This window comes from Candidatus Clostridium radicumherbarum (assembly GCF_045310525.1).
In the GTDB taxonomy this organism is placed as follows: domain Bacteria; phylum Bacillota; class Clostridia; order Clostridiales; family Clostridiaceae; genus Clostridium_AT; species Clostridium_AT radicumherbarum.
Window position 1 is genome coordinate 295,938 of record NZ_JBJHZY010000001.1, and the last position, 24,368, is coordinate 320,305.

At 33.9% G+C, this 24,368-nt stretch carries 17 protein-coding genes and 2 riboswitches; of the genes, 11 read left to right on the top strand and 6 right to left on the bottom strand.

What is annotated here, in order from left to right:
- Positions 1-54 precede the first annotated feature (54 nt).
- A complete protein-coding gene (locus ACJDUH_RS01490; RefSeq protein WP_406763383.1) occupies positions 55-1,287 on the bottom strand; it encodes an MFS transporter in 1,233 nt (410 codons plus the stop codon).
- 228 nt (positions 1,288-1,515) lie between these two features.
- On the opposite strand from ACJDUH_RS01490, the gene ACJDUH_RS01495 reads away from it, so the two are divergent.
- Positions 1,516-2,016 carry a YybS family protein gene (locus ACJDUH_RS01495; protein ID WP_406763384.1) on the top strand — a complete coding sequence of 167 codons (501 nt, stop codon included), beginning with the start codon at positions 1,516-1,518 and terminating at the stop codon, positions 2,014-2,016.
- A 50-nt stretch (positions 2,017-2,066) separates the two neighbouring features.
- On the opposite strand, the gene ACJDUH_RS01500 is transcribed toward ACJDUH_RS01495, so the two are convergent.
- Both ACJDUH_RS01500 and ACJDUH_RS01505 read right to left on the bottom strand, forming a co-directional pair.
- The gene (locus ACJDUH_RS01500) at positions 2,067-3,446 is read right to left on the bottom strand and encodes a glycosyltransferase (RefSeq protein WP_406763385.1); all 1,380 of its coding nucleotides are present in this window, start codon (positions 3,444-3,446) and stop codon (positions 2,067-2,069) included.
- Between the two features lie 41 nt (positions 3,447-3,487).
- Positions 3,488-4,624, bottom strand: coding sequence for a glycosyltransferase family 2 protein (locus tag ACJDUH_RS01505; RefSeq protein WP_406763386.1), 1,137 nt, complete (start codon positions 4,622-4,624; stop codon positions 3,488-3,490).
- Between the two features lie 152 nt (positions 4,625-4,776).
- On the opposite strand from ACJDUH_RS01505, the gene ACJDUH_RS01510 reads away from it, so the two are divergent.
- A complete protein-coding gene (locus tag ACJDUH_RS01510; RefSeq protein ID WP_406763387.1) occupies positions 4,777-7,455 on the top strand; it encodes a glycosyltransferase family 4 protein in 2,679 nt (892 codons plus the stop codon).
- A 94-nt stretch (positions 7,456-7,549) separates the two neighbouring features.
- Positions 7,550-8,629 (top strand): glycosyltransferase, encoded by a 1,080-nt coding sequence (locus ACJDUH_RS01515; protein WP_406763388.1) that lies wholly within the window; start codon positions 7,550-7,552, stop codon positions 8,627-8,629.
- Between the two features lie 290 nt (positions 8,630-8,919).
- Here ACJDUH_RS01515 and ACJDUH_RS19710 read toward each other — a convergent pair whose 3' ends face one another.
- Positions 8,920-12,756, bottom strand: coding sequence for a hypothetical protein (locus ACJDUH_RS19710; protein WP_420492544.1), 3,837 nt, complete (start codon positions 12,754-12,756; stop codon positions 8,920-8,922).
- A 225-nt stretch (positions 12,757-12,981) separates the two neighbouring features.
- Between ACJDUH_RS19710 and ACJDUH_RS01525 the strand changes: the two genes are divergently transcribed.
- From ACJDUH_RS01525 to ACJDUH_RS01545, 5 genes are all read left to right on the top strand, one after another.
- Positions 12,982-14,151, top strand: coding sequence for an iron-containing alcohol dehydrogenase (locus ACJDUH_RS01525; protein WP_406763389.1), 1,170 nt, complete (start codon positions 12,982-12,984; stop codon positions 14,149-14,151).
- Positions 14,152-14,248: 97 nt separating this feature from the next.
- A complete protein-coding gene (gene namA / locus ACJDUH_RS01530) occupies positions 14,249-15,289 on the top strand; it encodes an NADPH dehydrogenase NamA (RefSeq protein ID WP_406763390.1) in 1,041 nt (346 codons plus the stop codon).
- Positions 15,290-15,494: 205 nt separating this feature from the next.
- Positions 15,495-16,565 carry an HD-GYP domain-containing protein gene (locus tag ACJDUH_RS01535; protein WP_406763391.1) on the top strand — a complete coding sequence of 357 codons (1,071 nt, stop codon included), beginning with the start codon at positions 15,495-15,497 and terminating at the stop codon, positions 16,563-16,565.
- A gap of 303 nt (positions 16,566-16,868) precedes the next feature.
- The gene (locus tag ACJDUH_RS01540) at positions 16,869-17,015 is read left to right on the top strand and encodes a hypothetical protein (RefSeq protein WP_406763392.1); all 147 of its coding nucleotides are present in this window, start codon (positions 16,869-16,871) and stop codon (positions 17,013-17,015) included.
- Positions 17,016-17,239: 224 nt separating this feature from the next.
- Positions 17,240-17,328: riboswitch (cyclic di-GMP riboswitch) on the top strand.
- Positions 17,329-17,467: 139 nt separating this feature from the next.
- Complete coding sequence (locus ACJDUH_RS01545; protein WP_406763393.1) at positions 17,468-18,448, top strand: hypothetical protein; 981 nt, start codon at positions 17,468-17,470, stop codon at positions 18,446-18,448.
- Between the two features lie 134 nt (positions 18,449-18,582).
- On the opposite strand, the gene ACJDUH_RS01550 is transcribed toward ACJDUH_RS01545, so the two are convergent.
- Positions 18,583-19,176, bottom strand: a complete 594-nt coding sequence (locus ACJDUH_RS01550) for a hypothetical protein (protein ID WP_406763394.1) — start codon at positions 19,174-19,176, stop codon at positions 18,583-18,585.
- Between the two features lie 15 nt (positions 19,177-19,191).
- The gene (locus tag ACJDUH_RS01555; RefSeq protein WP_406763395.1) at positions 19,192-19,497 is read right to left on the bottom strand and encodes a hypothetical protein; all 306 of its coding nucleotides are present in this window, start codon (positions 19,495-19,497) and stop codon (positions 19,192-19,194) included.
- A 222-nt stretch (positions 19,498-19,719) separates the two neighbouring features.
- Between ACJDUH_RS01555 and ACJDUH_RS01560 the strand changes: the two genes are divergently transcribed.
- The 3 genes from ACJDUH_RS01560 to ACJDUH_RS01570 all read left to right on the top strand — a co-directional run bounded on the left by ACJDUH_RS01560 (position 19,720) and on the right by ACJDUH_RS01570 (position 24,152).
- Positions 19,720-20,418 carry a response regulator transcription factor gene (locus ACJDUH_RS01560; RefSeq protein ID WP_406763396.1) on the top strand — a complete coding sequence of 233 codons (699 nt, stop codon included), beginning with the start codon at positions 19,720-19,722 and terminating at the stop codon, positions 20,416-20,418.
- A 14-nt stretch (positions 20,419-20,432) separates the two neighbouring features.
- A complete protein-coding gene (locus tag ACJDUH_RS01565; protein WP_406763397.1) occupies positions 20,433-21,878 on the top strand; it encodes a sensor histidine kinase in 1,446 nt (481 codons plus the stop codon).
- A gap of 195 nt (positions 21,879-22,073) precedes the next feature.
- A riboswitch (cyclic di-GMP riboswitch) is annotated at positions 22,074-22,159 on the top strand.
- 154 nt (positions 22,160-22,313) lie between these two features.
- Positions 22,314-24,152 carry an LPXTG cell wall anchor domain-containing protein gene (locus ACJDUH_RS01570; RefSeq protein WP_406763398.1) on the top strand — a complete coding sequence of 613 codons (1,839 nt, stop codon included), beginning with the start codon at positions 22,314-22,316 and terminating at the stop codon, positions 24,150-24,152.
- Positions 24,153-24,368 lie beyond the last annotated feature (216 nt).

The window sequence follows — 24,368 nt, forward strand, 5'->3', positions numbered from 1 at the left end:
GGTTTATTCTTTTCCTAAAAATTTATATTATCTCTATTTTAAAATCTATTCTTTTTATTTTTCAAATACAAAGCTTCTTTCCTTAACTGGCTCCTTTAATTTGATACATAACAAAACTGTTATAAGCATTAGAATTATTAGTACATTCATTGGAACGGTCATGGAATCCGTCTTAGTGGATTTAAGGGCATCCATACCAAATATAAAAATTATACCTGAAATTTGTCCCATCATCATAAGTATACCGCTTGAGGTTCCTTCAGGAGCTGGATAGGCGATTTCAGCTCCGTATTGAAAACCTAAGGGTGCACAGCTTAGCATAAAGAAACCAAGACTAAAGGCAGAAATAAGAACAACAGGATAGCTTGTAGCATAGGTAATTCCTATAAGACCAGGAATAGAGCCTGTTATAGCTAATATAATAAAACCTACTCTATTATGAAGCTTATCAGAAAGCAGTGGTATTATAGCTGAACCAATAACTCCGCTTAAAACCATGCTTCCACCTATAATTCCTGCCTGAATTGATGTAAAACCGCGAGGCTTAAGTATATTTTCAATCCAAGTTGATAGGCCGTTAAATACTCCAAGACCAATAAAAAAGATAATCATTAATAAGATAAATTCTTTATTTGTAAGCATTTGCTTTAAACCGTCAAAAACTAAGGACCTTTCTTCCTCCTCTGGTTTGCATTGAGCTGTGGGGGGATTTTCCTTTGCAAAGGCTATAAAGAGTACTGCTGAAAGTAAAGATACTATTCCATAATAAAGGAGCATCTTTGGAATATTGTTACCTATAATAAGATAAGGTGTTAGTACTAAGCCTGCAATTAGACCTAGGTAACCTGCAAGCCAAGCTAATCCTGATGCTGTACCCCTTTCTTCAATAGGAAACCATCTAGCAGCAACTTTAGTAACAGCATTGACTATAAATGGTTGTCCAATTGCAATGCCTATTTGAAATATTAATACAAAGGTATAATTTGAAGGGAAAAGTCCCCTAAGAAGGCCGAATACACCTGTTAAAATTGAACCTATTCCAACAGATATATGAAAGCCATAGGTATCTATAAGCCATGAAGCAGGTATAGAAGCAAATATGTATACAATCATAAATACCATAGAAAGAATTCCAATGCTAAGCTCAGAAACCTTAAAATAAGCAGCTGCATCCGTAGTGATGGCAGCAAAGGTTATCCATAATAGCTGCTGCACAGCCATCATAAGCATGAACATAAAAAGAACTACCCATCTGTATTTGTAGGTTACAAGCTCTTTATTTTCCATTATAAAGCCTCCTAAAATTAAATAAATGCATATATAAATATTATCACCTGTTTGCAGGCCGTGCAATTATAAGTATATTTAATTTAGCAGACAAAAAGATATTCCAAATTCATTTTTAATAGCATATCTTGTTTAATATCATATACTATAAGGAACAGTGTTCAGCTATAAAGTGTTTATAAACTGCATTTCTACTGCATCCAGAAATTAAGAAGAAGGAGGGAAACCATGAGTAATACAAAAACTGTTGTAGTTGGCGCATTATTGGCAGTTATAGCAGCTTTGTTTCAAGTAATTCCTGTTTTTCTTTCAGAGCTATTTGTTATTTTAACTATACTTAGTGCAGTTCCTATTTATATTGTTTCAAGATTAAGTCCTAAAATCGGCCTATTATCTTATTTCACTGCTAGTATGCTTATTATGCTTATAAGTACCCATGAAGGGATATTTTTCTTATGTACTAATGGAATTATAGGAATTTCACTTGGAATATGCAGCTACTATACAAAAAAGAAGACCATTACTTGGCTTATAAGTTCTGTAATCCTAACTATTACCTTAAGTATTATGAATTATGGCATAGGTATACCTGTTTTTGGTACAAATATTCCTGGTGGAATAATAATTCAATTAGCCATATTATTTATATTTTCAGTAGTCTATAATATTTTTTATTATAATTTTTCAAGCCTTATTTTTAAATTGATTAAAAAGCTTAAAATCTATTAACTAATTGTTAAAAAGAGAGGCTAGGTAAAATATGCCCCTCTTTCAGTAATTTAATCTGCATTATTATTTTGAATTCTAGCTATATATTTATAGGACATAAAGTGCCATCTCATATTCTCTCCAGAAATAGAACATATATCACTTAAAAACTTTTCATCCTCCTCATTTCTACCGCTAGTCCAATATAGAACATAGGGAATTTTATAACCACATTCCAAAGCTATATTATTTATATCATTATAGGTAAAAAAGTTATTTTGATTTTTATTTAATATACCATTTGCACCATATATAAAATTACCTTTTAAAAGGTCACGGAGTACTGAGAAGTGTATAAGATTGGGAACTTCTGCAATTACATAACCTTGAGGCTTTAAATACTTACGAAGCTCCTTAAGAAGTTTACGTGGATCTATACAGTACTGAAGAAAATCTCCTAAAATTATATAATCAAATAGCGTATCCTTAAATTCTAGAGGAAAATCCTCAATTTCCTTAGCTAAACATTGGATTAATTTACTTGTAATATCAGCAATACTTTTATTTGCCTCTACTCCATAAAGCTCAGCATAAGGATATAAATATTTAAGTCTTAATAAGGTAGCTGCTCTACCACAGTCAACTTCTAGTATATTCATTTCCTTGTCCCTAGTTTCATTAATAAGTGATATTATATCAGATTTTAAATTTTCAGTTAATGCAGCCTCAAAGCCCCATTTTTCTCTGAATTTTTGAGAATTTACTGCAATTATATTGCTAAACTTTACCGGTTCTTTTTTAAAAGTGGCATTTCCATAATGATGAATAAAACAATCATTACAAACAAATAATTTATAACCTGCCTCTATTATTCTTACGCACAAATCATCATCCTCGAAGTTACCTGGAGAAAACCGCTCATCAAGCACACCAATAATATCCAAAACCTTTCTTTTTATAAGAATACAAAACCCTACAAGCTTGGCCTTTGGCTCCCATTTACTTCTGTCCGAATTATTTATAGTCTTAGAAAATGAAATCATTTCTTGAATAGAAGTATAGGGGATTTCTATAGATTGATTATTCCAGGCATAGTTTGTTATAGGGCCAACAGCGCCTATATCATTACTGCTATACAAACAAGTTTTTAAATTATAAAGCCATTTTGGGGTAACCACTATGTCATTATTTAGAAGGAGAATATCATTTTCTTTTCTAGCTGCCTCAATTCCCAAATTACATCCTTTTGGGAAACCAGTGTTTTCATCTGGAAAAACAAGTTTTAAATCCCTTTGCTTTTTAAGCCATTCTCTAGTACCATCAGTAGAACCATTATCTACAATAATTATTTCATAGCTACCTTCTTCTGTATATTCTCTTATACTTTGTATACACTGCATATTGTAATCAAGATTATTAAGGGTAAGAATTATAATTGATACTTGATTCATACTATTGCTCCTAAATTTTATATTTTATATAGTATTTAAAGTTAGAATTTTTCAAGAACTGGATTATCTTCAAGTATACTGTCATAGTGCTGCTTTGGAACAAATTCAGAGTTAGGATCTAAGAGTTTATATTTTTCGTATTTAGCTCTTCGAATCTCTTTAGTAAAGTGGCCATAATGTCTAAGCCTTACATAACAAAAGCAGCCAGGCATGTCATAAACATTAATAGGATGTCTGTAGCTATGCAATCCCATATGGTACCATTCATATTCGTAATTGGGCTGATACCTTAATAGATAGATTCTAAAATCAACTGGCTTCCAAAGACCATCAACTCTATAATGTTCATCGTCTTCCCACATATGATATATTTTGAAATAATAGGCATCATAGTTAACATCATTTACAATTATCGGAAGTATTTGAATACCCCAATCTTCAAATAGCTCGTCCCCATCTAAAAGCAATATCCAATCAGGCTGTTCTTTTATTGCGAGATTCCAAAGTTTTTCTTTACATTCTGATTCCTTAAGATTTTGTATCATTGGTTCATCGTTTAAATAAATCTTATGAGGAAAGTCCTTAAGAACTTCTTCACATACCTCTACAGTATTATCTGTGGAAGCATCATCAAGTATAACAATATTAGAAACATACTGCATAGCATGAGTGAGCATTCTCCTAATAAATTTGTCTGCTTCATTTCTAATAGAAATAGCTAGTGTAATTTTATTTCCTTCAGGCTTAGCAATACGTAATCTCTTTTTTAATAAATCAACAAGATGAAAGCCATAGTTTGTAATGCCATCTTTATTGAATAGGGCTATTTCTTTTATTTCATAATCATCCTCTTTTGATATTAATTTTAGCCTGCAATTGTATTCTTCAAATTCGACTCTTGGCTGCTGTTTTTCTAACATAAAATTGAACTCTACTTCCAATAGTTCATCTTTTACAGTAAGAAATTTTATATTTATATCTTGAGCAGTACAAATAAAGTTACGATTTTTTAAATATGCCGTATATTCATCACTTTTTTGATTTAAAAGTTCCTTATAATAATTGCATAAGTAATCATTAACTTTAATGTTGCCAATGCCTTGATTATAGCTAAAATTCTCTGAAGTAAACGACCTTAAGAGTTTATAAATCTTGGTCATATTTATTTTATTGTCCATTAAAAACCACCTCGAAAGCTTCAATAATCTACAATATATTATGGAGATGATTAAGTAATTGTTACTGCAGATATTACTAATAATCTTTAACCATTACTCCAGGTGCTGAATAATATATAGTGCTATAAACTATAATAAGGATTTGATGCTAAATGAGTAGAAATTTTACTATTTTTCAACCAGGCTTTGATAGTGCTGTTTTTAATAAAGATGTAGGATTAATCCCCATTGTTTTTCAAAATAGTTTAGATTACAATTGTAGTTTTTTATGCAATTGGATTAAGGATCCCAAAAATGAAGTAATTAAAAATAATATGCAGGTTATTCTTATTGATAATGAAGAAACCATAGTCAGAGCCTTAAAAAATACAGATATTTTAATGCTATATGGAATTTATGATTACAATCTTGAAATTATAACCAAGTATAAAATAATAAAGCCTGAAGGAAAAATATATTTGAAGTTAGACATGAACATTCATTGGCTTAAAAATATACAGATGAATGATAACCTAATAGAATCACTTAAAAGTTGTACTTTAATAACTGTAGAATGTCGTAGCTTGGAAAAGTATATTGAGAAGCATTGGCCTGTAAAAGTAGAATATATACCAAACGGATATTATGATTTTAGCGACAGCACTATAAATTATGAGGATAAAGAAAATACTATAATTACAGTAGGAAGACTAGGATCACATGGAAAGGCAACGGAAGTTTTACTGAAAGCTTTTAAGCTTGCAGCTGCAAGGCTTACGGATTGGAAGTTAAAGTTAGTAGGAGGAATAGAAGATTCTTTTAAGCCATTTATAGAGGAGCTTTTTAAAAATGATCCACAATTAAAGGATAGAATTATATTTACAGGTAAGATTGATGATAGAAAACTTTTAGAAGAAGAGTACAAAAAGTCTAAGGTCTTTTGTCTCACATCAAGGTATGAAGGGTTCCCTAATGTTTTTCCTGAGTCTGCAGTTAAAGGGTGTTATATAATTTCATCAGATATTGATCCAGCTTATGATATTACAAATAACAAAAAATATGGGAGCCTATTTCCAATAGATGATTTTGAAGATTTATCTAAGGTGTTAATTAATGTATGTTCAAATGAAGAGCTTCTTAAACAGACTTCTAGTGATATTCAAAAATATACAAAGGAAAACTTTAATTGGGTATCACTATGTGAAAGAATTGAATATTATCTAAATATGCCTTTAAGTTATCGAGAATTAATGCCTCATATAATTAAAAGAGTAACTTTAGAATCACCCTTATCCATATTAGATTTATGTAAGTATCCAATGGGGCATGCTGTGTTAGCTGAAGAAAATTTAAATAACTCAAGAAGTAGCTTAATAGTGGATAGAATTGATTTTGATAAAAGTAATAACTATTTATTATATAAAAATATTTATAATCAAATATATGATGGAAATATAATTGATAATATAGATAGTATGTCAAATTATGATGTAATACTGATATCTAACGTATTGGAACACTTTAGCAAGGATAATGGCTTTCTCTTAATTGATAAGTTATTGCGGCATACTAATAAGATGCTTATAATTACAACACCTAAATCACTTGATGATAAAAATTTAAGCAGATGGAGTTTTATAGATTTTTATAAGTATAATTTTAGCTGCAGCACTGTAAATGTACAAGGAAATGAAATTTTTATTTTTAATTTTTACCCACTTAATAATAAAATAAATGCTATTGATAAAATGTATAATGATTTCAAAGTTAATAATTCATTATTATATGAAGACAATAAAAAATTAAATATAGCTTATATACTTCCCCATAGAGCTGTTACTGGAGGACTTAAAATTTTAATAAAGCAGATGAAATTATTAAAAGATAGAGGACATACCATTACGGGTATTCTGCAAGGTAATTATACAGGAAGTATTTTTCCAGACACAAATAAAATAGAAATTGATAAAGAGTTAATAATTGGCCATAATGAAAAAATAGATGATTATCTTAAAGGCTATGATGTAATAGTCACAGGCTTTATTAACGATTGGATGAATATCGAAAATAAAAAGTTACCAGTTATACTTTTTGAACAAGGTTATGAAACTTTATTTGGAGAGTATAAGGCTCAAAGTCCAAATATAGAGAGAAATCACAAATTATATTTTGATGGCATTTATAGTAATAGAGAAAATTTAATTGTATCTGTGTCTTCTGTTTTGTCTGATATATTATACTATAGATATGGCAGAATATGTGAAGCTATTCCGAATGGTATAGATGCTTCTATGTATTTTCCTATAAAGAAATCAGAAGGTAGCACAACTAAAATTCTGCTTATAGGCAGCCCCTATTTGGATTTTAAAGGTTTTGATTTAGCTATCAAAGTGTTAAAAAAATTAACAGAGTTGTCTTATAAGTTGGAAATAACTTGGATATGTCAAGAAAGACCTTTTTACCATGTTCCTTTAAATATAAGTTATATAGTTAACCCTAAGGAGGGCCTTTTAGCAAAAACAATTAGAGAAAATGATATATTACTTTCAACCTCTTGGTATGAAAGTTTTGCGCTGCCACCTTTAGAGGCAATGGCTAGCGGCACTGCAGTTGTTGCTACTGACAATGGAGGCATTAGGACTTATAGTAAGCATGGATACAATTGTATGCTAGTTGAACCTGGTGATGTTAATGGTCTATTGACCTCTTTAATAAGCTTAATACTAGATGTAAATAAACGGAACAATATTATTTCTAATGGATTAAAGACAGCAAGTGAATTTAGTATTGAAAATATGATTATTACGTGGGAGAAAATGTTAAATAACGTTTCAAGCTTCTATAAATTATAAGTCCCCAATTATTTGGGGGCTTTTTTATTTTTAAATAACCAAAACAAACTGGATTTCATACTATATACTGAAAAATTCTTCTGGGAGTGATTATATGATTACTATTAGTTTATGTATGATAGTTAAAAATGAGGAAGATGTTCTTGCTAGATGCTTAGATTCTGTAAAAGAAATTGCTGATGAGATTATTATAGTAGATACTGGTTCAATAGATAAAACCAAAGAAATTGCTAAAGTATATACAGATAAAATATATGATTTTATATGGATCAACGATTTTTCTGCAGCAAGAAATTACGCCTATTCTAAAGCCACAAAGGAATATATTCTTTGGCTAGATGCAGATGATATTATATTTGATGAGGATATAGAGAAATTTAAACAATTAAAAGTGAGCTTGGATGAAAAAGTTGATATAGTAATGATGAAATACAATGTTGGATTTGATATTGATGGTAATGTTACTCTCTCATATTATAGAGAACGTTTATCTAGAAGGACCCTTAATTGTCAATGGAAGGAACCTGTCCACGAGTATTTAGAAATAAGTGGAAATATTATTAACACTGATATTTGTATAGCTCATAGAAAAGAACATGTGGCTACTCCAGGTAGAAACTTGATTCTATATAAGAGCTTTATTTCAAAAGGTAAAAAGTTATCTCCAAGAGGTCTTTATTATTACGCAAGAGAACTATATTACAATGAAAAGTATAATGAGGCAATAAGATATTTCAATAAATTTTTAGATACGGAACAAGGATGGATAGAAGACAATATAAATGCTTGTTTTACACTTTCTATTTGCTATAACAATTTAAAGGATAATAAAAATAGATTAAAAATTTTATTAAAAAGTTTTGAATATGATAACCCAAGAGCAGAAATTTGCTGTCAACTTGGCTATTTTTATTTTGATAAAATGGAGTATGAAAAAGCAATATTTTGGTATAAACTTGCCACTGAGATAAAAAAACCTGAAGATGGTTGGGGATTTATATCACACGATTATTTTGGATATATACCGTATATACAGTTATGCGTATGCTATGATAAGCTTGGCAACATAGAAGAAGCAATTAAATGTAATAATAAAGCAGCAGAATTTAAACCTAATGCTGATGCCATAAGTTATAATAAAAAATATTTTGAAAGTATTAGTAAGAAAAGCTAGGAAAATGTTTGTTAACTCTTATCTGCAAGAGATATATACAAGTTAATATAATCATTATTAGCGAATTAAAGTAATAGAAGGATTGACCTTTAGGTTATATCTTTCTTTTTTTATTAAATATAATAAGAAGCAATCAGTTTTTAAGGTGAATTATTATTTTAAAGTTTCAGTTATAATAGCCTGTAGAAGATAATAGATGAAATTAATTTAAACTTAATTCTGCTGGTTTAACATTTGAAAAATAGAAGAGCTGCCCAAAGCTAATTGGGCATACTCTTCTTAAATTGTTTTTATTGGGTATTTAATAATTCAATTGTTAATGCAGTAGCATTTACATTTGCTCCATCAATACTATTTGCTAAGTGGTGTGTTGTACTACCAATATTAACTAGACGAATTTGATCACCTGCATTTAAATGAATTATAGCCTCCCCATTTATTTGAAGATTGGTGCTTGCACTTGATCCTGATGCTAAATCAGCACCTATACCAAATCTACTTGCATCCACTGTTGTAAATGTCACACCTCCATCAGTACTTACTTGTATTGCATAAGCACCTACTGTAGGAGTAGTTGCTGTGCCCCCAGCATTTCTAAATATTACGCTGTAATTAACTTCATAATCCCCAGTATGATTAATTGTGAGTGTAGTGAAAGGTGCTGGGCCATGTGTGAAGTCTCCAGTGCAAACGCCTTGTGTGTCAAATGTTACTGGTTGACCTGATGCATTAGATCCTTGAGATCCAGTACTAAATATATCGCAATATCTTGGTTGACAACTACAGGTTCCCGTAGGACCGGTAATTCCAGTATCACCATTAACTCCAGTAGCACCAGTAACTCCAGTAGCACCAGTAGCACCAGTAGCACCAGTAGGACCAGTAGCACCAGTAGGACCAGTAGCACCAGTAGGACCAGTAGCACCAGTAGCACCAGTAGGACCAGTAGCACCAGTTACACCAGTAGCACCGGTTTCACCAGTAGCACCAGTAACTCCAGTAGGACCAGTAACTCCAGTAGGACCAGTTACACCAGTAGCACCAGTAACTCCAGTAGGACCAGTAACTCCAGTAGGACCGGTTTCACCGGTAGCACCAGTAGCACCAGTAGGGCCAGTAACTCCAGTAGGACCAGTAGCACCAGTTTCACCAGTAGCGCCAGTAACTCCAGTAGTACCAGTAGGACCAGTTACACCAGTAGCACCAGTAGGGCCAGTAGCACCAGTTTCACCAGTAGCGCCAGTAGCTCCGGTTTCACCAGTAGCACCAGTTACACCAGTTGGGCCAGTAGGACCAGTAGCGCCAGTTTCACCAGTAGCACCAGTTGGGCCAGTAGGACCAGTAGCTCCGGTTTCACCAGTAGCACCAGTTACACCAGTTGGGCCAGTAGGACCAGTAGCACCAGTTTCTCCAGTAGCACCAGTTACACCAGTAGCACCAGTTGGGCCAGTAGGACCAGTTACACCAGTAGCGCCAGTAACACCAGTGGCCCCAGTTTCGCCAGTACCACCAGTTGCCCCAGTAGTACCCGTTACACCAGTAGCCCCCGTTGCACCAGTAGCACCAGTATTTCCAGTAGCTCCAGTTACACCGGTAGCACCAGTTTCGCCAGTAGGACCAGTTGCACCAGTAGCCCCATTTTCGCCAGTAGCCCCCGTTGCACCAGTAGTTCCGGTAGCTCCAGTGATACCAGTAGCCCCATTTTGACCAGTAGCCCCAGTAGGACCAGTTATACCAGTAGCACCAGTTGCCCCTGCAGCACCAGTGTTTCCAGTAGGGCCAGTAGCTCCGGTTTCACCAGTAGCACCTCTAGCACCAGTACGTCCGGTTTCGCCAGTAGCACCAGTTGGGCCAGTAGGACCCGTTGCACCAGTAGCACCTCTAGCGCCAGTAGGACCAGTAGGACCAGTTTCGCCAGTAGGACCGGTTTCACCAGTAGCGCCTCTAGCACCAGTACGACCAGTAGGACCAGTTTCGCCAGTAGCGCCAGTAGGACCAGTTACACCAGTAGCACCTCTAGCACCAGTACGTCCGGTTTCGCCAGTAGGACCAGTTACACCAGTAGCGCCTCTAGCACCAGTAGGACCAGTAGGACCGGTTTCGCCAGTAGCACCTCTAGCACCAGTACGACCAGTAGGACCAGTTTCGCCAGTAGGACCGGTTACACCAGTAGCGCCTCTAGCACCAGTACGACCAGTAGGACCAGTTTCGCCAGTAGGACCAGTTACACCAGTAGCACCTCTAGCACCGGTACGTCCGGTTTCACCAGTAGGACCAGTAGGACCGGTTTCGCCAGTAGGACCAGTTGGGCCAGTAGGACCGGTTTCACCAGTAGCGCCTCTAGCACCAGTACGACCAGTAGGACCAGTTTCGCCAGTAGGACCAGTTACACCAGTAGCACCTCTAGCGCCAGTACGACCAGTAGGACCAGTTTCGCCAGTAGGACCGGTTACACCAGTAGCGCCTCTAGCACCAGTACGACCAGTAGGACCAGTTTCGCCAGTAGGACCGGTTACACCAGTAGCACCTCTAGCACCAGTACGTCCGGTTTCACCAGTAGGACCAGTAGGACCAGTTACACCAGTAGCACCTCTAGCACCGGTACGACCAGTAGGACCAGTTTCGCCAGTAGGACCAGTTACACCAGTAGCACCTCTAGCGCCAGTACGTCCGGTTTCACCAGTAGGACCAGTAGGACCGGTTTCGCCAGTAGCACCTCTAGCACCAGTACGACCAGTAGGACCAGTTTCGCCAGTAGGACCGGTTACACCAGTAGCACCTCTAGCACCAGTACGTCCGGTTTCACCAGTAGGACCAGTAGGACCAGTTACACCAGTAGCACCTCTAGCACCGGTACGTCCGGTTTCACCAGTAGGACCAGTAGGACCGGTTTCGCCAGTAGCACCTCTAGCACCAGTACGACCAGTAGGACCAGTTTCGCCAGTAGGACCGGTTACACCAGTAGCACCTCTAGCACCAGTACGTCCGGTTTCGCCAGTAGGACCAGTTGGGCCAGTAGGACCCGTTGCACCAGTAGCACCTCTAGCGCCAGTACGACCAGTAGGACCAGTTTCGCCAGTAGGACCGGTTACACCAGTAGCGCCTCTAGCACCAGTACGACCAGTAGGACCAGTTTCGCCAGTAGGACCAGTTACACCAGTAGCACCTCTAGCACCAGTACGTCCGGTTTCGCCAGTAGGACCAGTTGGGCCAGTAGGACCCGTTGCACCAGTAGCACCTCTAGCGCCAGTACGACCAGTAGGACCAGTTTCGCCAGTAGGACCGGTTACACCAGTAGCGCCTCTAGCACCAGTACGACCAGTAGGACCAGTTTCGCCAGTAGGACCGGTTTCACCAGTAGCGCCTCTAGCACCAGTACGACCAGTAGGACCAGTTTCGCCAGTAGGACCAGTAGGACCCGTTGCACCAGTAGCACCTCTAGCGCCAGTACGACCAGTAGGACCAGTTTCGCCAGTAGGACCGGTTACACCAGTAGCGCCTCTAGCACCAGTACGACCAGTAGGACCAGTTTCGCCAGTAGGACCGGTTTCACCAGTAGCGCCTCTAGCACCAGTACGACCAGTAGGACCAGTTTCGCCAGTAGGACCAGTTGGGCCAGTAGCACCTCTAGCACCAGTACGTCCTGTAGCACCGGTTTCGCCAGTAGCACCAGTGGTTCCAGTAGCCCCTGTACGTCCAGTAGCTCCAGTTCTGCCGGTAGGACCTGTAGCCCCGGTGGCGCCAGTAGGACATTTGATTTTACATTTTTTGCAGATATCTTCTAAATCACAATCTTCATCATGCTTGTGACATTCTTCGTGTTTATCATGTTTATCACAATCATGTTCTTTATCGTGTTTATCGTGTTTATCGTGTTTATCATGTTCTTTATCATGTTTATCATGCTTATCGTGTTTATCATATTCTTTATCATGTTTATCGTGTTTATCATCTTGTTTATTGTGCTTTTCAGATTTATCTCGTTTATCAGCAATAACATGCTTGTCCAAATCATTATTTTCATTCCAAATGTCGAATTCTTCATTAGTTTCCGGCAGTCCAAATTCATCATTAGTTTCTGGTAGTCCAAATTCTTCATTTGTACTTTTGAAAAAATCGAAATCCAAATTTTTTACCTCCTTTATTTAATATTTATCTTCGCTCTATAATATGGTGTATTTAAGCAACAGTTACAATTTTTAATAAGTTTTTAATAGAGTTCATAAATTAGCAAAAATATTATTTTATAATGCATTTTATATTGTGTTGTGTAATAATATATTTAAGTATTACTAATAATTTTTAGTAAGTACTTATTTTTATCAATTAGCATTAAATTAGGAGGAATTTAAATGAATAATTTCACATTTTTAATCTCAACCAAAATTATTTTTGGAAAAGATACTGAAGAACTTGTTGGAAGCGAGGTAAAAAAGTATTCCAGCAGGGCTCTATTATGTACTGGCGGCGGAAGCATTAAAAAAAGTGGGCTATACGATAAAGTAATTAGATCTTTAGAGGAAAATGGAATTGAATATATAGAGTTATCAGGAATTCAGGCAAATCCAAGATTAGGCCTTGTTTATGAAGGTATAAAGCTGTGCCGTGAAAATAAGCTTGATTTTATTTTAGGAGTAGGCGGAGGCAGTGTAATAGACACCGCCAAGGCAATTGCCGTAGGAGTTCCATATGAAGGAGACGTGTGGGATTTTTATTCAATGAAAGCAAAGCCTGAAAAAGCACTTCCTGTTGGAGATATTTTAACTATTCCTGCTACTGGAACAGAAGCAAGCATTAGCTCTGTTATTACCAATGAGGATGGCATGTATAAAAGAGGACTTAACACTGAACTAATTAGACCTGTATTTTCAATACTAAATCCTGAATTAACCTTTACACTTCCTGATTATCAGACAGCCTGCGGTGCTTGTGATATGATGGCTCATACAATGGAAAGGTATTTTACAAATGTGGAAAATGTGGATTTAACTGATAGACTTTGTGAGGCTATATTAAAAACCATAATAAATAATACACCTTTAGCACTTAAAGACAGATCAGATTATGCTGCAAGAGCTGAAATTATGTGGGCTGGAACAAATGCTCACAATGGATTAGTAGATCCTGGAAGAATAGGAGATTGGGCATCTCATGGAATTGAGCATGAATTAAGTGCCTTATATGATATTGCACATGGTGCAGGTCTTTCCATAGTATTTCCTGCATGGATGAAATATGTTTACAAACATAATATAAATAGATTTGTGCAATTTGCAGTTAGGGTATGGGATGTAGATCTATCCTTTGAATCCAGTGAAGCAATTGCCTTAGAGGGAATAAACAGAATGATGGAATTCTTTAAGAAAATAGGACTTCCAGTTACCTTAAGTGATGCCAATATTCCAGAAGATAAAATTGAGGAAATGGCTGATAAGTGTACAAATAAAGATACAAAAACTGTTGGAAACTTTGTAAAATTAAATAAACAGGACATAATAAACATATACAATTTAGCAAAATAATTTATGCTTACCAAGGGACTTTACCGTTATAAAACTTTAAATATAGCTGGGAAAGTCCTTTAATTACTAAAATAATTACATGGAAGGAGACAAATAAATGTCAAAATTATTTTCGGAATATAATCTAAAAAATTTGAATTTAAAAAATAGAATTGTAATGGCACCAATGTGTATGGACAGTGCAGATAATTATGGAAATGTAAACTCCTGGCATTTTATTCATTATGGAACTAGAGCTGTTGGTGGAACCGGACTTATTATTCTTGAAGCAACTGCAGTAGAAAGCAGAGGAAGAATAACTGATAAGGATCTAGGTATATGGCAGGATTCACATATAAAGCCTTTAAAAGAAATTGTAGATGAATGTAAAAAGCATGGCGCAAAGATGGGTATACAGCTTGCTCATGCAGGTAGAAAGTGTGAAGTAGGTACTGAGGACATTATAGCCCCAAGCTCTATAGCCTTTAATGAAAAATACAAAACACCAATAGAAATGAGCAAGGAAGATATAAAAAGGGTAATAAGTTCCTTTAAGGATGGTGCCAGAAGAGCTAGGGAGGCAGGTTTTGATGTAATTGAAATTCATGGAGCTCATGGATACTTAATAAATGAATTTATGTCTGGGTTAACTAACAAAAGAACAGATGAATATGGCGGCAGTAAAGAAAACAGAGCTAGATTCTTAATGGAAGTTATAAAAGCAGTAAGAGAAGAATGGCCAATGGAATTACCTTTAATACTAAGGGTTTCAACTGTAGAATATGCAGCAGGTGGTAATAACCCTGAAGATACTGCTGAAATTATTAACTTTGTTAAGGAAGCTGGTATAGATATTATTAATGTAAGCTCAGGCGGAGTAGTTCAAGCACACATAAATACATATCCAGGGTACCAAATAGGGTTTGCTGAAAAAATAAAAAAACTCACCAGCTTACCTGTTGTTGCGGGTGGCCTTGTTACAAGTCCTCTTATGGCAGAGGAAATTATACAAAATAATAGAGCTGATTTAGTATATTTAGGGCGTGAGTTGTTACGTAACCCGTATTGGCCCCTAGTTTCAGCTAAAGAGCTTCAAGATGATATATTTTGGCCAGTTCAATATGAAAGAAGTAAAGAAGTAAGAAAGGGTGGTTTCTAATTTATAATAAAAAAATCAATAGTTCTTTTTACAGTGAAAAGCTTAATATGTATTATAAATTGACTAAACTAATTATAATTTGCGAAATTTAGGGAAAAATAATTGAATTTTTAGACAAAATAATCCGTTATTAGACAAAGGATATATGATTTTTCTATAGAATTGTATAAGTAATATTATGAGTTAACTATGGAAGGTGTCATATATGGTAAAAGGGAAGCAGCTATTGTATGTTCATGAATTAACTCCAGGTATGATTTTGTCTAAGGAAATAAAAGCTAATGGTAAGCTTCTAATTGCAGAGGGTACAATTGTAACCCAATATGCAATAGATAAACTGAAAGATTATTATATAGACAATCAAATTGAGGTATACTATGGAGATTTTGATGCTGAACAAGATTACAGCAAGGATGCTGATGAAATTAGGACTTTTGAGGAAGTTCAAGAAAGTCTTGAGGAACTTACCTTCAATGTAGAAAATATTTATGAGGATATGGAAAATTTAAAAGTAACAAGTATAGAAGAAATAAGAAGATTTGCTGTTAAAATTCAAAGTGAGTTAAAATCAGTAAACTCAGTGATTAAGAATATTGTCCTTTATGGCAGTGGGAAAGATACTATTTATAGACATGGAGTTAACGTTACTGCTTTAAGTACAATACTAGGCAAATGGATAGGATTAAGCGGCAGTGATCTTAACCTTCTTACATATTCCTCAGTTTTACATGACTTTGGTAAAGTTAAAATAGATAAGAGTATTTTAGATAAACCTGGAGACTTAACTAAAAAAGAATTTTATGAAATTAAGAAGCATCCAACAATAGGTTATAACTATATAAAAGAGATACCTTTTTTAGATAAGTCTGTGAGCTATGGCGTGCTTATGCATCATGAAAGAAATGATGGCTCCGGATATCCATTAGGATTAAAGGAAGAGAATATTCATAAGTTCGCAAAAATAATAGCTATAGCAGACACCTTTGATGCTGTGAATTCTGATAGGAGCTATAAAAATAGCAAGGGACCTTTCGAAGCACTTGAAATAATTAAGAAAGAAAGTCTAGGAAGGCTTGATTATGAGTATAGTAATATTTTCTTAAGTCACGTAGTTAATTATTATATTGGAGAAATGGTTGAATTAAATACAGAAAAGGTTTGTAAGATTATACAAATAGATGTAAATGATTTAACAAGACCACTACTGCTGGACAACTCTGAGTTCCTAGATTTGAAGCAGCATAAAGAATTATCAGTTAAGAGATTGGTTTTATAATTAACAAATAAGAAAGGCATTCCAAGTTTTATTGGAGTGTCTTTTTTATTTTATTTGTGTATTGCAAATAAATTTTCATTTCCATAGGATAAAATATGGCACCTGTATACCATACCCCCCTATATTATATAAATAAACATTTAACTATCATGTGAAAATACTAACAATACTAGTACAGAGAACATTGTGAAATCAATATTTATCATGTTAATATTTTATTTATAGTATCTTTTTGGATCTTCTGTAGTATAATATACGTATAAGAGGTATAGAGAATTTATAAGTAATTTGGGAGGTGTAATAATGAATATATTAATGTATGCTATTAGCAAAAAGTATAGGGAAAAAATAAAATCAGAGTTCAATAAAGACTTATCCCATAAATTAGAGCAGGAAGTAATTCAAAATGAATTTATATACAAGACTGTATTAGAGGGTAATGTGAATTAACTATATTGATGCCCATAGATCTTAAATGTGCCTATGGGCTCTTTTTATTTAGTTTAATAGACTTTATTCAATGAAAACTGTCACTTTTTTTGAAATTATTACAAATTATCTTAGGTACCACCTAAAAAATACAAAATATTTCGTATAATTATTATTAGATATATTGATTTCTCATTTAATATAGAATATAATGGTAATAACTTAATATAAATCAATTATTTTATATTAGTAAATAGCAAATCCATCAAAAGGTGGAGACGCAAAGCCGTGAGTCTAAAGCAAATTTATTTGCCATGATAGTCAGGTTGCCAAAAATATAGGGTAACAGTTGTATCTTTCTAAGATAGGCGCTGTGTTGCCTGTCTTTTTTTAATGTAAAAGTTACTTGTAACTTAAACGTTAAATAATTTGTTACCTAAAAACAAAACGTTTTATTAATTGAGAGGTGCAGTATGGTAAAAAAGTGGAGTTCAGAAGAACAAAAGTATCTAGCTGAAAATTGGGGACAAGTTGAATTGAGAGTTATTATGGAGGTGCTTGATAGGAGTTATGACAGCGTAGTTAGAAAAGCTCAAAGATTAGAGCTAGATACAAACAAATATCCAAAGGAGAATTTAACCAATAGGTGGTCTGAGCAGGAAGAAAATGTTCTTTATAACTTTTATCAAATTAAACCAATGAATGAATTAATCTTATTACTACCCAATAGAACAAGGGAAAGCATAATTAAAAAAGCCAAACAACTAGGTCTTAATTGTGAAAATAGGCATTGGCTTTCAGAAGAAGTAACTTATCTAGAAGAAAAATGGGGCGTAATGACCATAGAGAATATTGCAAAGAAGCTTGCTAGAACCAAAAATGCTGTTTTACTAAAAGCCCACAAAATAGGTCTTAGAGAGCAGATAATTGCAAACGGTGAATACCTTACTCCAAAGGATATTTCTGAGATTTTAGCGGTTGGCACAAGAACTGTTTATAATTGGATGGATAAAGATTATTTAAAATATAAGAAATTTAGAATAAACTCAATTAAAAAATATCAAATTTCAATAGATAACTTTAAACTATTTATAGAGGAACATGAAGATAAATGGAATACTAAAACAGCAGATATTAAATTTATTACATCATGTTATACCACTTTCAGGGACATGGCAAGCACCAAGGTGCCAGAATGGCTGCAGCAAAAAATTAATGTAGACAAGCAGAAGAAACTTCCCGCATGTCGCAAGCAGTGGACAATTAAGGAAGAAAATAGGGTTAAGTCAATGATTATTGGAGGCAAAACCTGTAAGGAAATAGCACTATTATTAAATAGAAGCTTTTATTCAGTACAAGATAAAATAAGCAGCAAAAGGCATGAATATTTTCAAAGCAATAATATAACATCATCTAGTTTAAAGGAAATGGATCAAATTTCAATAGTTGGATAAGATATTACATAAAATTAGTATATATCAGCAACTTAGGCTGAGAAACACTCCCACATAATAAATGAATATAAAAGGGGGATTTTGCAAAACTATTTTTAATAATAGTTTTGTAAAATCCCCCTTTTATTTATGCATTATGCCCCTGCTGGAGTGGATTGATTTGAACTATTTGCTGAAGCACTTTGAAGTAGGTTTAATAAGGAATCTAAATCAGCATTTAATTTAGTAAGTTCGCTAATTCTTGTGTTTTGAATACTTATCACTTTATCTAAATCAGAAGTTGCTGCATCAAATTTTTTGCTTTGCACGTCAGATTTAAATTGAGTAAAGGCTTGTTCAATGGTGCCATTAGTAGCTTGTATTGCGGACACATCATTTTGAATTAATTTACGCTGTGCATCAATTTTGCTTAAATCATCAGAAGTTAATTGCTTTTTACTTTGTTTAATATTATTAATGTCTGTTTTTACAGTGGCTCTTTTATCAGATACTGTTTTTCTAAGCCCTTGAATGGTCTCGTGATTTTTCTTTATAGTATCTTTTTTCTGGAGCATATTAGCTTTGAACTGCTGTCTTTCCTGAACTAACTGAAGGTGCTGCTGCTGTTTTATAAGTCCATCGCCAAGTTTACCTGCTGTAGCACTTGTTCCTTGGGCATGGACAGCCATAGGTATTATAAGGGCTGCTGAAATCAATGATGAGATTACCTTAAATTTTAAATTTTTCATTTTAAAAACATCTCCTTAATTTATATTATTTATTATTGACTCAGTTGTATTTATTTCCGAACTATTATCTAGGCCATTTAAGGTACTATCTAATTTATCTAGCATATTAGAAGCTTCCTGCATTTCCTTATCTGTTGATGGGGTCATATTAGTTGATCCATCGGCCTTATTAATATTTGCTGAAGTAGTATTATTCTTTTGAGCAGGGCTTAGTATAGAGGATTTTTTATTATTTGATACGGGCGTTAATGTTCCGCTCCTTTCGCAGCCAGCAGCCAAAAAACATATAAGCATTAACATTATTAATAAAATCTTTTTCAATAATATCCCTCCTGTATTCCTAATTCTGCACAGAAAGATTATCAATCTTTCTGCCTCCTGTATTCCTTACTTTCTCCTTACAAATAAAGTTTACCATTTTAATATAGGTTAAATCTCCGATAAAATGTGGCAGAATTGTGGCAAGTTTTTAGCAGTTATATTACATATAAAAGACAAATGTTATAATAGATAGTGAAGATGTCTATATGAGGTGAAATTAACGTGGAACAAAAACTTATATATATAGCAGATGATGAAATCAAGATTCAAGAATTAATAAAAATATTTTTAGTTAAAGAGGGATACATTGTGGAAGCTTTTACTAATGGTGAGGAGCTTTTACTGGCCTTTAAGGAAAAGGCTGCTGACATGCTTCTTCTAGATATTATGATGCCTGGGATAGATGGGCTTTCAGTCTGCACTCAAATACGAAAGGAAAGCAACGTACCAATTATTATTATCTCCGCAAAGGACGGAGAATCTGATAAGATTGCTGGTCTAATGCTTGGAAGTGATGATTATATGACTAAACCCTTTAGTCCTGTAGAACTAGTTTTGAGAGTAAAAAGTATATTTAAGAGAATGGAATTTGAGAAAACTAGAGAGAGTAACTCAGCATTAATAAACATATTAGATGTAACTATTTCTACTGAAGGCAGAAATGCAGTTTGTAATGGTCATGATTTAAAGCTTACTCCCATGGAATTTAATTTATTCCTTTATTTAGTAAGAAATGTAAATAAGGCAGTATCTAGAGAAGAACTACTAAATAAGGTTTGGGGCTTTGATATGGAAGTAGATACGCGTGCTACTGATGATATGGTAAAAAGAATTCGAAGGAAGCTAAATAATGAAGGAGCTGCACTTACAATTGAAACCATGTGGGGCTATGGATTTATGATTTCTGGTAAACAGGAATAGGAAGGTTTAGATCTATGAATAATTCTAAAAAATCCATTAGGAAAAGTATATTTTTATCACATATATCAATTATTATTATATTGGTAATTTTAACTTCCATTGTATTTAATATATGCATCAATATTTATATAAGGTATCAAACCAGGAATCAACTCTTATCTGCTGCTCAAATTATTCAAAAGTCACTGAATACGCAGCTTATAAGCAGCACGAAGGATAATATTACTGCAGACGAGAAAACAGAACTGAACTCTCTGTTAAAAATAAATAGAATACTTAAACAGACCCAAACCTTTCTTGACATAAAATATGCAGTGGTAAACGTAAATGAGAAGGTGATTTTTCCAAGGAATTTAGCAAGTGAAGAGGCGGGTATATTAAGTAATGATATAATACCTTCCTTAGGTAAGAAAAATATTTTAGGTAGTGGGCTGAAAAAGAATAGAATAGAATACTTTAGTGCTTCAAATATAAAGTATGCAGCACTAATACATCCCTTTGCTTTAGAAAATAAAAAATCATTAGGGAATTTAATACTCTATTCAGACATGAAAAATAGCAGTCAGCTTATACTTTCAATTAATGTAATACTTTTTTCCATAATGCTTGTTGCTGCAATTATTGCATTAATAATTTCAAATGCTGTATCTAAGAAGATCTCCAAACCAATTTCACTTTTAAATGAATATGCCAAGAAAATCGGTGAAAGAGATTATAAAATTGTACCTGAAAAATATGAGGATAATGAAATTGGAGAATTGGCAGAGACTATGGAAGCAATGGCAGAAAAGCTTAAAGCTTATGACTCTACCATGAAGACCTTTTTACAAAATGCCTCACATGAACTTCGTACACCATTAATGTCAATACAAGGGTACGCAGAAGGAATAAAGCTTGGAGTAATAGAGGATACAAATAGTGCAGCTGATGTGATAATTGATGAGAGCAAAAGGCTAACGAATATTGTGGAGGAACTTCTGTATTTATCTAAGCTAGATTCCATGCAGGAGGCTTTTAACCTTGAAGCCTTAAATACTGAAGACCTTCTTAAGGGCTGTATAGATAGAGTAAATGGCATTGCCATAAAAAATGGCGTGAACATAAGCCTTAATGTAAAGGATAAAGATCTAATAATTAGGGCAGATGACGAAAAATTATCAAGAGCTGTAATTAATATATTAGGAAATTCCTTGAGATATTCTAAAAAAGAAATTAGTGTAAGCCTTGAAAGCTTAGGTAACAGTATTAATATAACCATAAAAGATGATGGGCCGGGCTTTGATGGGCAGGAATTAAAGAATGTCTTTGATAGATTTTATAAGGGAAAAGGAGGTAAGCATGGACTTGGACTTGCAATTACAAAGAGCATAATAGAAAAACATAATGGCAGGGTTACAGCTGAAAATAACAGCAGGGCAGGAGCATGTTTTAAAATTATTTTACCTAAAGTAGTTGAATAAAGCCCTAAATAGAAATTAGTTACTAAGTAATTTTGTTAAAGGAGCTTGCAGGAGAGAAATAAGCTTTCACTGTGGGTTCCTTTTTTATTTCATATATTATAATCTTGGTAAAATATTACTTCACAATATTGTTACATTTTGATATAATTTTACATATAACTACATAATCCATCATAAATTGTTAAAATAAGATACCATAGATAAAGGCAAACCTATTGAAAGATAGAGACGCAAAGCCACGGGCCTAAAGTTTATTAAGCTAAGGCAGCCGGGTTACCTAAATAGTATTGTTTACGCTTTTACTTATCTAACACCATGTATTATTATTGCAGTTAGGTATATCTATGGATTTGTTTGGAGGTGTATACCTGAGAGAAAATAGTATCCATAGCTATATTTGATCATTGATTTTATTAATACAAAGGGGAGTAAAAGATGGGAAAAAGAAAGTTATTAAGTGCTATTACTGCAGTACTGTTCTTATTTCAATTGATTTTTGGAGTTGGATTTGCAGGGAAGGTTAAGGCTGAAGCAGCTAGTTCTTCTCTTCCAACGTTTATGGATGTTAGAAAAGAAACTTTGGGCTTTGCATATCAGTATAAAAATAAGACAATTGTTAATAATACTGTAATTGTTGACAACAATATAAAATTCTTTGTTGAAGAGAATGGCCAAAAACATATAATTTCTCAAGACTTTAATCTTATAAGGCATTTAATTTACATAGGAGTATATAACGATAATGTTTATGTAGCTTCAAATGGAGATGACCAAAGCCAGCCATATGCAATATATAAGGCAAATTTAAATACCTACAAGATGGAATTTGTAAAAAATGTACCTATCTACGGTGATGGAAAAGCATATATTACAGATTACAAAATAGATGCAAATGGAGTATTCTGGTTTGCAGCAGACCAAAACAATATTCCAATCTATGATGCAAATGGAAAAATTACAGATTATAATACAAAATACATAATATATAATGATAAGGGATTTTCCCATGAAGAACTTGTTCTTCAAAAGGGAGATTCTTTGTATAACACATATGGTAGGCTGCAACAGGGTTTAGATGGAAGTATGTGGTTTTTTAAATCCCTTGCATTAGGTGCTGATAATAAGGTATTTAGGATCTTAAATGATAACACAATTAAGGAATATTCAATAAATAGTACAAATCATATTAAAGCTATTTATCCTGGGACAAACAATACATTGCTTGTATACACTCAAGAAATTTCACCAGTTAACTATGCCGTAGTGAAGAATATCATACAAAAGTATACAATTAGTAATAATGGTCTTAGCCTTGTTAAAGAATATGATTTATCTGCAAAACAATTTTTTGAATCAGGCGATATCAATGGAAATATGTGGATAGATACAGATGGGGTCATTTCAAAGTTGGAAGACCAGGGCTTTGTAGATAAGTATATTGTATCTAGCGGTATGCTTGGACTTAATGTGTATGATGATCAGCATTTAGTTACATGTGGTATTGTAGGGTTTGGCTATACACCAATATCTATAGACCAACCTTCATCAGCAGCTCCAGCAGCACCAGCTTCAGAAAATTTCACAACAACTCTTAATGGCAAAGATGCCCTCATAACATTAAATTCAAGTAAAATATCTAAGGATGCTGTAAATGATATAACACCAGTTATACCTACAGATGTAAAAACTGTAGAAGCTAAAATTGATGCTGCGTCCATAAATGGCGGTAAAGGAAGCATAAAGCTTAATTCTAATAATGTTATAGTTGGTCTTCCATTTTCTACTATAGATTTTAATGGAATAGGACAAGGAGACTATGTAAATTTAAAACAAAATTTAGTAGTAGGAGATGCAGTTTTAAATTCACTTAAAAGTGTAGGGAAGGTATTTGATTTTAGCCTTTCTGCATATAAACAGGACGGCACGAAAATAAAGGATATACATACATTTAAAAGTGGAAAAGCTAATATATCTGTAAAATTGTCTAAAGATGAAATTAGTGGTTTAGATATTACGAAACTTGCCGCTTTCTACTACAACGAAAATACAAAGCAGTGGGAAAAAGTTGGTGGAAGCTATAATAAAGATACAATGACCTTTACCTTCGATACTAGTCACTTTAGTAAGTATACTATTGCTGAAGCAAATGGTATGCTTCCTCAAACAGGATCAGTAATAAATTTTAATAATTTAATGCTCCTAGCCTTTGCGTTTATCTTAATTGGAGGCTTTATGTTCTTTAGAAAAGATAAAGCAGTAAAAGCGGGCAATTAAGAGCAGTAGAATCTAATATACAAAAAACCTAGAGAAAATTCTCTAGGTTTTTATTTTATTTTGCTATATATTAACAATGGTTTTAAAAATAAATATTGCCTCATAAAATGAATTATGAGCTTTGCATTAAATAAAGGAAGTAATTCGTCTATATAATTAAAGAGCTTATAAATAATACATAGGCAAGGACAACTATTAATTGTTCAAGGCTAGTAA

What these genes read in the sequence shown, in the direction of transcription:
- ACJDUH_RS01490 (WP_406763383.1), bottom strand. Translation starts at nt 1,287, where the DNA reads ATGGAAAATAAAGAGCTTGTAACCTACAAATACAGATGGGTAGTTCTT.
- ACJDUH_RS01495 (WP_406763384.1), top strand. Translation starts at nt 1,516, where the DNA reads ATGAGTAATACAAAAACTGTTGTAGTTGGCGCATTATTGGCAGTTATA.
- ACJDUH_RS01500 (WP_406763385.1), bottom strand. Translation starts at nt 3,446, where the DNA reads ATGAATCAAGTATCAATTATAATTCTTACCCTTAATAATCTTGATTAC.
- ACJDUH_RS01505 (WP_406763386.1), bottom strand. Translation starts at nt 4,624, where the DNA reads ATGGACAATAAAATAAATATGACCAAGATTTATAAACTCTTAAGGTCG.
- ACJDUH_RS01510 (WP_406763387.1), top strand. Translation starts at nt 4,777, where the DNA reads ATGAGTAGAAATTTTACTATTTTTCAACCAGGCTTTGATAGTGCTGTT.
- ACJDUH_RS01515 (WP_406763388.1), top strand. Translation starts at nt 7,550, where the DNA reads ATGATTACTATTAGTTTATGTATGATAGTTAAAAATGAGGAAGATGTT.
- ACJDUH_RS01525 (WP_406763389.1), top strand. Translation starts at nt 12,982, where the DNA reads ATGAATAATTTCACATTTTTAATCTCAACCAAAATTATTTTTGGAAAA.
- namA (WP_406763390.1), top strand. Translation starts at nt 14,249, where the DNA reads ATGTCAAAATTATTTTCGGAATATAATCTAAAAAATTTGAATTTAAAA.
- ACJDUH_RS01535 (WP_406763391.1), top strand. Translation starts at nt 15,495, where the DNA reads ATGGTAAAAGGGAAGCAGCTATTGTATGTTCATGAATTAACTCCAGGT.
- ACJDUH_RS01540 (WP_406763392.1), top strand. Translation starts at nt 16,869, where the DNA reads ATGAATATATTAATGTATGCTATTAGCAAAAAGTATAGGGAAAAAATA.
- ACJDUH_RS01545 (WP_406763393.1), top strand. Translation starts at nt 17,468, where the DNA reads ATGGTAAAAAAGTGGAGTTCAGAAGAACAAAAGTATCTAGCTGAAAAT.
- ACJDUH_RS01550 (WP_406763394.1), bottom strand. Translation starts at nt 19,176, where the DNA reads ATGAAAAATTTAAAATTTAAGGTAATCTCATCATTGATTTCAGCAGCC.
- ACJDUH_RS01565 (WP_406763397.1), top strand. Translation starts at nt 20,433, where the DNA reads ATGAATAATTCTAAAAAATCCATTAGGAAAAGTATATTTTTATCACAT.
- ACJDUH_RS01570 (WP_406763398.1), top strand. Translation starts at nt 22,314, where the DNA reads ATGGGAAAAAGAAAGTTATTAAGTGCTATTACTGCAGTACTGTTCTTA.